Consider the following 12,703-nt stretch of genomic DNA (forward strand, 5'->3'; position numbering starts at 1 on the left):
AGGCATGCTATTTATTCTACAATTCTATTCTTTCTTGCAATTTCGATAAAACTCTCGCCCTCTCTACTTTGGTGTTGAATATTTTTAGATCGTGCAGAATTAGTAATACGGTTTAAACGTGCATATTCTCGAAGTGATTGTTCACCTTTATGCTTCTCTTTTTTCTTTTCTTCTTCTACTTCTTTATTGATTTCTTCGCTTATACTATCTACAATTTCCCAATCTTCATCAGATACATTAATGTTGCCTTCTTTATCATGTCCAGCTATTAAATCAGCTATAACACCTCTATATAACTCATCTTTTCTATCCATGTTGTCGCTCCTTTACAAACTTCAATTTTTGATTTGTACCTATAACAGGTAACTCGCTTTTAGAAACATAATACTGTGGTGCATATTCTCTAAAATGAGGTCTTAGATCACTTCTTATTTGGGCATCTTCGTCGAAATTCTCACGTCTATAAGGAATTGCGTAACGTTCAAACTCCTCTGTGTATCGTTCATTTAAATCATTAATTTCATCGATAATACCGTTGTATTGTTCAATGATTGGTTCAAATTTAGCTATTAGTTCTTGTTTTTCATCCTCATATAACTTGGGTAATTCAGATTGATGTTTAATCAATTCAATAGCTTTTTCTTTTCTAGTTTCATCAAATACTTCTTGTTTAGTAGTAAGACGTTTGTTGATAGCCTTTAATTGCTTTTCCTCTGTATCAGTTGTTTGATATAGTTCATCTGCCTTATCATCTTCACTATTCGCTACTAACTGCTTATATTCCTCTTTATCTGCTTTGATTTTAGCTTGTAAGTCATTACGTTGTTGTTCTAATTCACTAATTGCATTGCTTTGATCAGTTACAAACTGATTGTACTCTTCAAAATATGATTCTGTTTTCATTTATATACTCCTTTTATAATCGATAATAGATATCTATTTTTAGTTTATATAGCTTGTAATATATTTCTCTTAATTCTGATTCATCAACACGATTACTCACAATCGTTTCAAGCCATTCAGCTTGTTCCATGTTCGTATTGTGATGTGTAAGTGTATCAATAAAATCAATTAACTTTCGGTCTCTATAATCATCAACTAGCATTTGAAAATCATTAATATCCATATACTTTTGACGTTTATTTTCTTCTTTAATGGCTATTTCTTTTTCTTCATTCAAAGTGTATTGATGAATATACGATGATTGACGCTGTTTGTTTAACGGTATGTAGTCAAACGACTTCTCAATTTGTTTACTTCGTTGCTCTCTAACGCGTGCAATATAATCATATAAATCACACTTAAAACGTTCTAATAGTGGTGTGTCTGGTATGTGATGATTATTAATACTAGATTTGATAATACGCTTTTCTTTAGAAGTGTATTCATCTAAAACAGTATAAAAGTATTTTAAATATTGTTTACTCTTACGTTTATATTTAGCTAGTCTATCTTTTTGTTCCATAATATCTATAGCTAAATGCTCTAAAGAAAAAGATTCATAATAGATACTACCCACTACATTATCCCCGACCAAATGAGGATATGTGCGATCATACATTGATTCAATATCTTGCTCGATAAGTGCAATCTTTGCATTTATATAGTTAGGATTGAATCTAGTTAATAACTCATAGTCACATACCATATCACCTTTGTAGTCAGTATCTATAGTCATAGTTCAATCCCCTAGATTTCCATTTCTTCAATAGCATCAATACGTGCTTGGCTGCTCTCTATCTGACGTTGAATACTAGTGATAGCATTACGTCTATCAAGTTCATTCTCAATCATGTAATAGCCTCTGTTTGTCTTACTGTAGTTATATCCGATTGGATAATGATAGTTCAGTATCAAACTATTGATAGTTAAACGCAACCATCTTTCGTTAGTTCGATTAACTGATATTCCCAATTGATTTAAAATATTGGTTTTAGTAATATATTTCTTAGACGTATTTCTTATCACATTGAGTACTTGGCGGTGTTCATCGGGTAAGTTGTACGTCTTTTCTTTTTCTATCATTTTTTGCATCTGTTTCACCTCACTTATTCAATTACTTTATACCTTAATTATACTAAATTTACACGAAAAACATAAACTAACGTTCGTTATTTATGCCATTGTCACTTTTTCTTAACATACATTATTTTACTGTTAAATAAGCTTTTAAAAGTATTTAAGTAGTAAAATGTAGTATATCACCTAAAGAACTAATGTTCGTATTTCAAAAATTTCGTACCCTAGTGTATTTCTACAACAATTAACATTTATTAGCTATTTATAGGAGCCACACACTACATGTGACCCCTTTTAACCTTACTTATTCAAACTGTAAAAAGATGCTTTCAATTCACTTAACTTACGCTCTAACGCCGTATAATCATCTTGTGTAGCGTTCTCGTCTTGCACAAACTCAGTTACTAACTTCAAACCCTCTACTAACTCTATTGCTGGTTCATTAATTCCTGTTGCTAACTGGTATAACATTTCCATATTACCTATCACATCTGCGTTACTAGACTGAATACCCTCAAGTTCTTCCACGCCAAAATCTTTTTCCATATACTCGAACATATCAGTATTATTACTTTCTGCGAATGTTTCCAATTCATACATAAAATAATCGTTATCAAACATAAAACTAGACATCATATCGCTTATAGTGTCATGTGTACCATCTGCTATTTCATAACCTGCATAATGCCCCTCAATACTTCTTATAAGTCCTTCAGTGTGCTTAGGAGACGCTAATTCAAACGATTGTCTTACTTTACAATCTTGAATATATACATGACCGTATAATTTACCATTCATAACTACATACACCATATCAAACGGATCGTTATATATTTTGAATCCAAACGGTGTCTTTTTGCTACTTTCTAATAAACCCGTGTAGTATCTTAATAACGTACCTGCTCTGGTTTCAAATTGATTTGCGATAATTTCTATATTCATATTAAATACGTGCTCCTTTTTATACTTTTATAAATTTTACTATCCCCTAGATTCTTTATACTTCGCTCACTCAAATTAAAATGCCAATTCAATTGAGTTTTATCTTTAACATCAAAACCAGCTTTTAACATCGCACCTTTAAACTGACCATTGGTTATATAGCTACCTTCGAATACATCTTGTAACTCTTCACGGTATTCTGCTTCAAATACATGTTTCAAACCGTATGAAGAATGTCTTGTATTAAAAGACTTTATTTTATCTAGCGAATTACAAAATTTCATTAGTGCACATTTCTTATCTTCATTTAATTCATCAAAATGTTCTGGTTGATTTACATCTATCATTTTAAATTCTCCTTTACTTGTAATAAGTAGCTCAATGCTACCAAAAGCTACACACACGCTACCTTCTCAAACTCAGTCACACCAATGGTTAAAGCAAAAAAAGTAGTAGTAGCAAAAACTTCTACACTCACGTACATATTTTTTTATAATGTTTATTATTAAAATATTTTCAATCTCTAAAAAATAATACTACTGCTACCAAAACAACCAAAACCATTGAAATGACGACGTTTATAAGGGTAGCAATATGGTAGTAAAAGGTAGCTTTCTGCTACCTTTTTAGTTTTTTAAATCCCCATCTAACATTATTTTCTGTATATTTAACAGAACGTTTCCACTCAATATCATAATAATTTTCTAATAGTGTGATGAAATCATCTTTATCAATGGGGTTTCTAATAAAATTACTATTGCACCATACTTTGTAATCTTTGTATGTTTCTGCGCCTGGATTATTTAAGAAGAAATCTACATTTCTATTTTCAAGATATTCACTTAAAGGATTATTGTTATCTGAGAAAAACTCAGAGCTTTTATCAGAACGATCATTAGGCGTGATATAAGCACCATCTCATTGTAGCATGTCAGCCAATGTATCAATAGCTAGCTTTAATACATACTCTTTGGCACTTTCACTGTAAATCTTGTTAGTGCTCTCAGTAACACTCAAACGCTCTTCATCATCTTTAAAACTGTAGTTAAAAGGTATAATATGCAATCGCTTATTAATTTGTTCGCCACTTTCTTTGAATTTAGGGTAGTGGTTACTAGCAATAATAAATGGTGTTTGCATACGTACTGATTGACTCGCCTTACCTTTTTGCTCAATCTCTAAATAACCACCAGTAATGGCCGTTTTAATATTTCCAGCATCTTCAATTTCAACATTCGGTAGATCATCAACAATATTGGCCATTTTCCCGTAGATACTAGACCCTGCAAAATGATTATTCGCTAGCCTTTGAGGGCTTACTGATGATATTTGGCCACCACTATCAAATGTGGCTTTCATCATATGTTGCACGGTAGATTTACCATTATCAGCAACTGTTCCCAATAAATAGATAATTTGGTCAATGAGGATTTTCGGGTACAATACTTGTGCAAACATTTCATATATATTCATGATAGTTTCATCATGATTGCACGACACCTTTTGTATCGTGTTATCTACAAAGTCATCATAAGCATTAGGATTATATGCAGTCGGCAATTTATCAATAACAAAAATTTCTGGTGTAAATGTTCTAAATGCTTTTGTGTGATAATGTACGAGGCCATTTTTTACAGCCACATATTCATTATTTACTACACTTCTAACATCACACATATCAACAATATAGTTTCTAACCTCTTTAACAGAATTATCTTTTAAATTATCTAAACTTCTAATAATCTTTCTTAATTTACGTCCTGTTTTATCTAGTTCATAAATGCCAGTTTTAGAATTATAAATATAAATATCTCCATCAGCATCTGGATATCTAACAATGTGATATTCCTGGCAAATAAATTTGGCCATAATAGTATGATTGAACTTAGGTTTCCTATTAGTATCATCATTAGGGTAGAACCACCAGGAGCCTTTTTGTATAAGTTTAGATTGCTTTTCTTTGCCAGGTTTAACATACACTTCATTTTGATTATTTATGGCCTTATCCAGTTCCAATTGCCCCCATGTGGTATTGCCACGTTTAGAACCCCATTTATCCGTCAAATTATTATAATTCAAAAATATACGTTCCATTTGAGCTTTATTTTTATTAGTATAAAAAGCTAGGTAATGCAAAAGACTTTGCACCCCTTCACTAGGACTTCCAAAATATGGCTCATATTTCCCCTGTAGTAAGTCAGTAATTTTATTCTTCTGTTTAGATTTCACCATTAAGTTCACAACATCTTCATCAGATAATGATTCACTGTGATTTGATGCATATGTCGCAACTGCTTCTAATGTTTTCTCTTGTTTAAAGTACCGATCAACTAGATTGTTTAAAATATCCTGGTCATTACTTATGTCACTTTGGCCAATTGATTCACCTGTAACGGTCATAAATCTAGCATTATCATATAATTCTATATCCAAGTCAGAACGCTTTTTCTTACGCTCTGAGGGTAATTCTCCTTTTAAGAAACAATGTAAACCTGTACCACTTGGTGACTTCTCACAATATGTGATTTCAGTCATGTCTAACGCTAAATCTGAAGTGATTTGACCCGTTTCATCAATTGCATTATCAATATCAAGCACAATATAATTATCATCATCGCTTAACATAAAACCAATGCCATCATACTGGTCGTTTTTTTCATACAAATTATGAATTGCATCGAATATCGTCCAAGTATCATTATTAGTTGAACTTGCACGATACCCAGCATAACTGTAAGGTACTTTGTTATATTGTTGTCGCTTATTATCCCATTCAGCGCGCCATAATACCCATTGCGGTAATTCAATTAGTTCATCGGGTATTTCTAGCGCATTAACTTCAATTATTTTATCTTTTTCTTTTATGGCCATTGAATTCCTCCATTTAATACAAACAAAAGGACAAAGATGTTATAATAAATATAGGCAATTTCTTAATTGCCCTTTTGATTTTTAAATATTTAATTTCTATGCGTTATCTGATGTAGTCGCCAAACTATTCATATCAGATGCGCATTTTTCTATTTGTTCCATCGCATTTTCAAATTCATTCTTAATCTCTTCTTCAATTGCATCAACATCTTTTAATATTGAGTTTAATACTGCCATTACTACATAATTGTGATTGATATGCTCTTTGACGATATATGATTCCATCGGCTTATTTTGTTTATCAAGTAATGATTTATATTCTTCACCACGATCCATTTCTTCACCAATAAGCGTAATTATTGTATTAAGTTTTGAATTTAACCCAGCATCTACAAAACTATTTTTTAATTCTGATACATGAAATTTTAAATCTTTCATTCTAATATTCCCCCAACTTCCCAATAAAACTTGTCATTTCTTCGATTGCCCATTTTAATTCTTCAACATCATCCTTAGTAATGAATTTATGAATATTAGAATCTTCATAATTTATAGGGAAGTCCATCAAGGTTTCTGTTGCTCTTACAAGCTCTTTATAATTTCTGTAATCCATAATAATTTCTGATATCTCACTATCACTTAATCTAGGGTATTCACTTTTAATAATTGAAGCATCTCTACGATATTCTTTTTGTAGTAGTTTGCTCATTTTTTTAGTGCGCTTTTTACTATTTACCATATGATCATAATTCAATTTATTTTCAATATTTTTGTAATCTTCTCTAGTTAATTTATTCATCTTATTCATTCTCCTCAATGAAAACGAAATGATTAGATTAGATGCAATTGATAAATTATGTAATTACTTGAATATTGATGTAGCTGATTTTTTTGAATTTTCTCCCTTAGTAATTGATTTCACCTTAACTAAGCCTGAAATAATTATGAGTGTGCATCATACTACTTCAACTCATTTAAAAGAAATGCTTTCTTTCTTAGTTTTAGATTGTGATTTTTTAATTGATATTAATATAAATAACGATAAACTAGTCTTTGACTGTGAAATAACACTTTCAGAAATGAAATTCGAAAGAGGACGAGATGTTTTAGTATTTGAAATCAAAGATGAAGATAGTCAAAAAAAATTAAAGTCTATTATTAATACTTTGACTCCTGGATTAAAAAATATGGTTTATAAAGAAATCAACAAAAAATTAGCAACCAATTTTAAAGGTGTAATACACAATGCAGCATACGATCAATTATTTTTTCCAGAATTCACCTCTGATGAATACGAATTAGTCTTATCTCGTATTAAAGAAGCTAATTTCAAAATAAAGTCAAGTATATTTAGAGAATATTAAAAACGAAAAAACTTTCTCAAATATGAGATGAATACTTTAAAAACTATATTAAGCAAAGGGGAAAATAATGAAAAAGATATTTTATTGGTTTCTATTGATATTTTCTATTTTAATGATATTTGGGGGAATAAATGAAGTTACTCAAAATAAATTGACTTTTATAGATATTTTTATGTTTGCTATTTTTATATCTCTTATTGTATTTAGCATAGTTAAATTGTTTAAGCATAATCATTTAGATTATAAAAGCAATAAATCCAATACTAATCACAAAAATATATCTAATTCTAAGACAACTCAGTTTAACAATGTTCAATCAAATGACCATATTAGGAAGAATAATATCACACATGATATTGAAACTAATAATACTAAAAAAGTAAAACAGGTAAAGCCAATTACAAACAATAAAACTAATACATTAAGTAAAGACCAAGTAAAATTGAATGAAAATGTTCAAGAAAATAATCAAGATCTAGTTATAGAAGTTAAAGATGATAACAACAATAATTATCATTATGATTTAAATGCTAACGATATTTTAATATTGCACCTAAATAAAAATAGAGAAGTTGGCAAAGAAGTTAAAAATCATTTTTATTTGTTAGAAAATCAAATTAATGTAGATAAAATTCTAAATAAATTAATCAACTTAGGTTTTCTAGATATAAAATCGAATTTTGATGTTTCTTTACCCTATCTTAAAGTTCCTGAATTAAAAGATATATTAAGAGAATATAAACTCAAATTAGGTGGAAATAAGCCAGAATTGATAGAAAGAGTCAAAACTAATATAGATGAAAATGCAATTGAACTGCCACAAGTATATGTTCCAACTTCAAAGGGGAATGAAATAATTGGTGAAACGGAATATATTTTACACTTTTATAACAGTCCAATTATTTCATTAGGCTCAGCACATAAAATTGCAAAAGAAGTATTAAATGTAGATGATAAAATAGAGTATATTTATTTGTATTTATTACAACAAAATCAAAAATCAAACAATTTGGATCATAGAACAGCAAATATCATAAATAATTTAGTGTTTTACTATAAAAAGACTAATAAGAATAAAAACGTTATAAGAAAATATACTAATTATTCTACTTATTTATCAGTAGCTCAAGGTATTCATTCAGCGGCGTTCTTATACTCTGATGAAGAGAACATTATAGATAGATTATTTATATATTTTAATTATCATCTTGAATATTATGAAAACATGCTATTTATTGACAATGTTAACAGAAGTTTATTTAAAAACTTATTTTATGAAGATGTTAATTCTTTTGAAGATACAGATAAAAACTTTTGTGATGATATCTGTGAATTATTATTTGCTCAAATTTATAATAATATAAATATCACTTTAAATGATCTTCCAACTATAAACTATATTTTAGAAAAAATTAAAAAAGAAAATGAACTAAGAATTACAAAATATGATTTTTAGGAGGCTCTTACACATGTGGCATGAGAAATTCACTAACAAACATGGTGACGTACAATATCGCTATTACGAGAAGTACAAAGATCCACTCACAAACAAATGGCTACGTGTTAGCGTGGTACTTAATAAGAATGGTAAGCAGTCACAGAAAGAGGCTCAGAAACTCTTAAATAAGCGTATAGAGGCGAAGTTGAACGATAAGACACCTACTACACTTAAGTCACTAACTTTCCATGCTGCATGTGATGAGTGGTTAGAGTATTATAAAAATCACTCTGGTTCAAAGGCTACAACCATTAAAGAAAAAGTAAGTAATACAAACACAGTTAAAAATGCTATTGATAAAGAAGTGCTGATAAACAACATCACACATACATATCTACAAAATATTATTAATGAATGGGCTAAATTACACAGTAAAGGTCATGTTCAATCACTAGTTATCATTATTCGTTCTGTGTTCAAATACGCCTTTAAATACTATGATCTACAAGATATAAGTGTACTAGATAAAATTGATATCCCTAAAAAAGCTAAAACTAGAGATGAGCTACAAGCTAAACGAAACAATTATTTAGAAGATAGTGAAGTTAAAGAGTTATTGGATTGTTTCGACTATCTAATAAAGCATAAAAACCATTCATCTCGTAAACGTAACTACAATATGGTTAAAGCTATAGTACAGTTTCAAATTGCCAATGGCATGCGCATCGGCGAGCTACTTGCTATTAAATCAGATAATATAAACTATGAAGATAAAACTCTAGATATCGACGGTACAATTAATTGGGTAACCGATAAAGAAACGGGAGCATTTGGAGTAAAAGAAACTACTAAAACAAGTAAAAGTTATAGAACAATAGGACTCACTACCCAAAGTATCAACTTACTTAAAACACTTATTTTGGATAATAAGAAAGAAAACCAGTGGAATGAAGATTTTATTGATAGAGGATATGTATTCACTAATACAGCTGGTAGTCCTATAGACTTAAACAAAGTGAATAGCATTATTAAAGAGGCTACTGAGATTAGTTCAATAAAGAAACGTGTTACAACGCACACATTACGTCACACGCATATATCCACACTTGCGCAATTAGGGATTAACCTAAAATCTATACAAGAGCGTGTAGGACACTCTGACTATAAAACCACTTTAGAGATATACACACATGTTACTGATCAGATGGCTAAAGATATGATGAATAAATTGGAACATATTAGTACTTATAGTTAACTGAATATAAAGCGAACTGTATTATATCTGATATAAGGTCACGAATACAGACCTGTAAAAAAACAATAAAATATCAAAATAAATACGCTTTAATATAGGCGTATTTTTTATGCCTAAATTTCTAAAACTTTCATATAATGCCCTTTTTCTATATTTAAAAACACAAAAAATAACCCCATAAGCCTATGCTTACGGGGTTTTACAATGAACTATATATTATTGTTCTTCTTTAACATATGGTAATAAAGCCATATGACGTGCACGTTTGATAGCAGCTGTCAACATACGTTGATATTTAGCTGAAGTACCAGTTACACGACGTGGTAAAATTTTACCGCGTTCTGAGATAAAACGTTTTAATAATTCAGTGTCTTTATAATCGATATGTGTAATACCATTTGCTGTGAAATAGCATACTTTTTTACGACGACGTCCGCCTCTTCTTGGTCCACCTGCCATGATTAACTGCCTCCTTTTAATTTTATTTTTAAATTAGTTATTTTTTAGAATGGTAAATCATCATCACTAATATCAATAGGTCCGTTCGCATTCGCAAATGGATTATCTGATTGATTTGAATTAGGTTTTGATGAATTGTTGTTATACGAAGTATTTTGTCCTGATTGTTGACCACCGAATCCTTGACCATAGTCTTGGAATTCATTGTTTTGTGAACGTTGGCCACCGCCATTTTGTGAATTCTTAGGTTCAAGGAATTGAACACTGTCACAAACGACTTCAGTAACAAAGATACGACGACCTTCTTGATTTTCATAACTACGTGACTGTATGCGACCATCAACGCCAGCTAAACTACCTTTAGATAAGTAGTTATTTACATTTTCTGCTTGTCTTCTGAAAACAACACAGTTAATGAAATCTGCTTCGCGTTCCCCTTGAGCATTCGTGAAAGTACGATTAACTGCTAGAGTAAATGTCGCTACACTTACGCCTGAGGGAGTGGTTCTGTATTCTGGATCTTTCGTTAAACGACCTACTAATACAACTCTATTTAACATTTAAACGCCCCCGTCAAATTATTACTTATCTTGGTCTTCACGGATAACGATGTAACGAATGATATCGTCATTAATTTTAGCTAAACGTTGGAATTCGTCAGTAGCTTTGTTGTTATCTGATTTGATACGTACGATGTTATAGAAACCTTCTTTGAAATCATTGATTTCATAAGCTAGGCGACGTTTACCCCAGTCTTTTTCTTCTAAAACTTCTGATCCTTCTGAAGCTAAGATACCGTTAAAGCGTTCAACAACTGCTTTTTTCGCATCTTCTTCAATGTTTGGACGTACGATGTACATAATTTCATATGTTCTCATTGTATATTTGCACCTCCTTGTGGTCTATACGGCTTATCATCATTTTGTGATAAGCAAGGAATAATTTTCATTACTCACAATCAAGAATTATAGCACAGAGTATTACTTTTTACAATCATATTTGAAATTATAATAAACGAAATGACAAACATATAGGCACTATATCCTCTTTTTGATATTCACTCGATATAGTAACTGATTTTAATATAATTTTTTTAACCAATTTTTATAACAATCAATATGAATATACATAATAAAATCATTCTTTATATTGTGTAAGTCGTATCATTGTAAATAAAAATTAATTGTAATAACATCATCATTGCGTTTTCAATTCAATTGCATTTAATTTTTTATAAATAAAGGAGAACTTTTATGTTAAAGAAACTATCTTACTCGATGTTTGCTGCAACAATGTTTACTACAATTTCAGGCATTAATTTATCATATGCAGATGAAAATTCAAATAATACAAACGATACTCAAAGTAAAAAAGGTACAATGGGCTACGGCTATCAACAATATATGAAAAAACATCCTGAAAAAGCTAAAAACGATACTCAAAATCGATCTACTTTTTCAACTAAATCGCGCGCTGCAACAACTAATAGTGGTGAACGTGTACTTGATATTTCCGAATGGCAAGGTAACTTAACCGATGCTCAAGTAAAACAACTTAAGAAAAATTATGATTTTATCATTATTCGTGGACAATATGGTTCTGAATATGTAGATAAATGTTTAGAACACAATTCTGCCTTGTTAGATAAAAACAATATGAAATTCGGTGTTTATTCATATAGTATGTACGAAAATGCTGACGATGCTCGTTATGAAGCGAGAATGTTATACAATCGTGCGCCAAAAGCAGAATTTTATATCAACGACTATGAACAACAAACGGTTACTTCTGGCGATGCGAACACTGCTACAGTAGCATGGGCTGATCAAATGAAAAAACTAGCTGGTAATAAGAAAGTATTATTCTATTCATACGAAAACTTTATGGTTAATAATGTGGCTAATGCAGTGAGTTCATATGACGGTTATTGGTTAGCTTCATATCAGGCTCAAGAGCCAACTCGAGAAAAAGTGTTATGGCAATATACAGATAGTTTCTATTCATCAGAACTAAATCAAAATGTAGATGCTAACTATGTTGATTCAAATGTAAGCACAAACTGGTTTACATCATAAATGTGTAAAAACACTTCACAAATACGAACGTTTGTTCTATAATGGGTGTGAGGTGTTTAACATGAACTTAAATTTAGATTGGAATAAAGACTTTCAAGAATTTCAAGATATTTTAAATTGTGGTTTGCACCCTGAATGGTTATACAATGCCAAAGCTAATATGATTTTAGTACCTGCTTATACTGGTGAAGGTAAACAATTTTTTAGAACTACAGATATTCTTAAAGCAAGTGAGGTTATTCCTTTCTTTTAATATAATAATGTTGTATTTAAGCAATGT

General features: G+C 30.4%; 16 protein-coding genes and 1 pseudogene. 5 read left to right on the forward strand and 12 right to left on the reverse strand.

What is annotated here, in order from left to right:
* Positions 1 to 11: 11 nt before the first annotated feature.
* The 9 genes and pseudogenes from EL082_RS11440 to EL082_RS11480 all read right to left on the reverse strand — a co-directional run bounded on the left by EL082_RS11440 (position 12) and on the right by EL082_RS11480 (position 6,631).
* Positions 12 to 314: a hypothetical protein gene (locus EL082_RS11440; RefSeq protein ID WP_049416685.1), complete on the reverse strand. Its 303-nt coding sequence runs from the start codon at positions 312 to 314 to the stop codon at positions 12 to 14.
* Positions 307 to 903: a pathogenicity island protein gene (locus EL082_RS11445; RefSeq protein WP_049416683.1), complete on the reverse strand. Its 597-nt coding sequence runs from the start codon at positions 901 to 903 to the stop codon at positions 307 to 309. The genes EL082_RS11440 and EL082_RS11445 overlap by 8 nt, the downstream gene beginning before the upstream one ends.
* A gap of 13 nt (positions 904 to 916) precedes the next feature.
* Positions 917 to 1,678 (reverse strand): hypothetical protein, encoded by a 762-nt coding sequence (locus tag EL082_RS11450; RefSeq protein ID WP_049416681.1) that lies wholly within the window; start codon positions 1,676 to 1,678, stop codon positions 917 to 919.
* 11 nt (positions 1,679 to 1,689) lie between these two features.
* Positions 1,690 to 2,034, reverse strand: a complete 345-nt coding sequence (locus EL082_RS11455; protein WP_049416679.1) for a hypothetical protein — start codon at positions 2,032 to 2,034, stop codon at positions 1,690 to 1,692.
* Between the two features lie 285 nt (positions 2,035 to 2,319).
* Positions 2,320 to 2,961: a pathogenicity island protein gene (locus EL082_RS11460; protein ID WP_049416676.1), complete on the reverse strand. Its 642-nt coding sequence runs from the start codon at positions 2,959 to 2,961 to the stop codon at positions 2,320 to 2,322.
* Positions 2,958 to 3,308, reverse strand: a complete 351-nt coding sequence (locus EL082_RS11465; protein ID WP_049416674.1) for a hypothetical protein — start codon at positions 3,306 to 3,308, stop codon at positions 2,958 to 2,960. Before EL082_RS11465 ends, EL082_RS11460 begins: the two co-directional genes overlap by 4 nt.
* 271 nt (positions 3,309 to 3,579) lie before the next feature.
* Positions 3,580 to 5,832 (reverse strand): annotated as a pseudogene (locus EL082_RS11470) (phage/plasmid primase, P4 family).
* Positions 5,833 to 5,928: 96 nt separating this feature from the next.
* Positions 5,929 to 6,270 (reverse strand): hypothetical protein, encoded by a 342-nt coding sequence (locus EL082_RS11475; RefSeq protein WP_049416672.1) that lies wholly within the window; start codon positions 6,268 to 6,270, stop codon positions 5,929 to 5,931.
* Between the two features lies 1 nt (position 6,271).
* Entirely contained in the window at positions 6,272 to 6,631 is a 360-nt protein-coding gene (locus tag EL082_RS11480) for a hypothetical protein (protein ID WP_049416671.1), read from the reverse strand.
* A gap of 28 nt (positions 6,632 to 6,659) precedes the next feature.
* On the opposite strand from EL082_RS11480, the gene EL082_RS11485 reads away from it, so the two are divergent.
* From EL082_RS11485 to EL082_RS11495, 3 genes are all read left to right on the forward strand, one after another.
* Positions 6,660 to 7,196: a helix-turn-helix domain-containing protein gene (locus EL082_RS11485; protein ID WP_049416668.1), complete on the forward strand. Its 537-nt coding sequence runs from the start codon at positions 6,660 to 6,662 to the stop codon at positions 7,194 to 7,196.
* A 67-nt stretch (positions 7,197 to 7,263) separates the two neighbouring features.
* A complete protein-coding gene (locus EL082_RS11490; RefSeq protein ID WP_049416667.1) occupies positions 7,264 to 8,652 on the forward strand; it encodes an SAP domain-containing protein in 1,389 nt (462 codons plus the stop codon).
* Between the two features lie 13 nt (positions 8,653 to 8,665).
* Positions 8,666 to 9,889: a tyrosine-type recombinase/integrase gene (locus EL082_RS11495; RefSeq protein ID WP_049416665.1), complete on the forward strand. Its 1,224-nt coding sequence runs from the start codon at positions 8,666 to 8,668 to the stop codon at positions 9,887 to 9,889.
* A gap of 216 nt (positions 9,890 to 10,105) precedes the next feature.
* Here EL082_RS11495 and rpsR read toward each other — a convergent pair whose 3' ends face one another.
* Genes rpsR through rpsF form a run of 3 tightly spaced genes read right to left on the reverse strand, consistent with a single transcriptional unit; the run spans position 10,106 to position 11,226 of the window.
* Positions 10,106 to 10,348, reverse strand: coding sequence for a 30S ribosomal protein S18 (gene rpsR / locus EL082_RS11500; RefSeq protein ID WP_002451519.1), 243 nt, complete (start codon positions 10,346 to 10,348; stop codon positions 10,106 to 10,108).
* 44 nt (positions 10,349 to 10,392) lie between these two features.
* A complete protein-coding gene (gene ssb / locus EL082_RS11505; RefSeq protein ID WP_002466536.1) occupies positions 10,393 to 10,908 on the reverse strand; it encodes a single-stranded DNA-binding protein in 516 nt (171 codons plus the stop codon).
* Positions 10,909 to 10,929: 21 nt separating this feature from the next.
* Positions 10,930 to 11,226, reverse strand: coding sequence for a 30S ribosomal protein S6 (rpsF, locus tag EL082_RS11510; RefSeq protein ID WP_002451521.1), 297 nt, complete (start codon positions 11,224 to 11,226; stop codon positions 10,930 to 10,932).
* A 375-nt stretch (positions 11,227 to 11,601) separates the two neighbouring features.
* Between rpsF and EL082_RS11515 the strand changes: the two genes are divergently transcribed.
* Complete coding sequence (locus EL082_RS11515; RefSeq protein ID WP_002466546.1) at positions 11,602 to 12,423, forward strand: GH25 family lysozyme; 822 nt, start codon at positions 11,602 to 11,604, stop codon at positions 12,421 to 12,423.
* A gap of 61 nt (positions 12,424 to 12,484) precedes the next feature.
* A complete protein-coding gene (locus tag EL082_RS11520; protein WP_002451523.1) occupies positions 12,485 to 12,676 on the forward strand; it encodes a hypothetical protein in 192 nt (63 codons plus the stop codon).
* Positions 12,677 to 12,703: the final 27 nt, after the last annotated feature.

Source organism: Staphylococcus warneri (assembly GCF_900636385.1).
GTDB lineage: Bacteria > Bacillota > Bacilli > Staphylococcales > Staphylococcaceae > Staphylococcus > Staphylococcus warneri.

Bases quoted from the DNA above. Each gene is read 5' to 3' on its own strand.
- EL082_RS11440 (WP_049416685.1), bottom strand. From the start codon at position 314: ATGGATAGAAAAGATGAGTTATATAGAGGTGTTATAGCTGATTTAATA.
- EL082_RS11445 (WP_049416683.1), bottom strand. From the start codon at position 903: ATGAAAACAGAATCATATTTTGAAGAGTACAATCAGTTTGTAACTGAT.
- EL082_RS11450 (WP_049416681.1), bottom strand. From the start codon at position 1,678: ATGACTATAGATACTGACTACAAAGGTGATATGGTATGTGACTATGAG.
- EL082_RS11455 (WP_049416679.1), bottom strand. From the start codon at position 2,034: ATGCAAAAAATGATAGAAAAAGAAAAGACGTACAACTTACCCGATGAA.
- EL082_RS11460 (WP_049416676.1), bottom strand. From the start codon at position 2,961: ATGAATATAGAAATTATCGCAAATCAATTTGAAACCAGAGCAGGTACG.
- EL082_RS11465 (WP_049416674.1), bottom strand. From the start codon at position 3,308: ATGATAGATGTAAATCAACCAGAACATTTTGATGAATTAAATGAAGAT.
- EL082_RS11475 (WP_049416672.1), bottom strand. From the start codon at position 6,270: ATGAAAGATTTAAAATTTCATGTATCAGAATTAAAAAATAGTTTTGTA.
- EL082_RS11480 (WP_049416671.1), bottom strand. From the start codon at position 6,631: ATGAATAAATTAACTAGAGAAGATTACAAAAATATTGAAAATAAATTG.
- EL082_RS11485 (WP_049416668.1), top strand. From the start codon at position 6,660: ATGATTAGATTAGATGCAATTGATAAATTATGTAATTACTTGAATATT.
- EL082_RS11490 (WP_049416667.1), top strand. From the start codon at position 7,264: ATGAAAAAGATATTTTATTGGTTTCTATTGATATTTTCTATTTTAATG.
- EL082_RS11495 (WP_049416665.1), top strand. From the start codon at position 8,666: ATGTGGCATGAGAAATTCACTAACAAACATGGTGACGTACAATATCGC.
- rpsR (WP_002451519.1), bottom strand. From the start codon at position 10,348: ATGGCAGGTGGACCAAGAAGAGGCGGACGTCGTCGTAAAAAAGTATGC.
- ssb (WP_002466536.1), bottom strand. From the start codon at position 10,908: ATGTTAAATAGAGTTGTATTAGTAGGTCGTTTAACGAAAGATCCAGAA.
- rpsF (WP_002451521.1), bottom strand. From the start codon at position 11,226: ATGAGAACATATGAAATTATGTACATCGTACGTCCAAACATTGAAGAA.
- EL082_RS11515 (WP_002466546.1), top strand. From the start codon at position 11,602: ATGTTAAAGAAACTATCTTACTCGATGTTTGCTGCAACAATGTTTACT.
- EL082_RS11520 (WP_002451523.1), top strand. From the start codon at position 12,485: ATGAACTTAAATTTAGATTGGAATAAAGACTTTCAAGAATTTCAAGAT.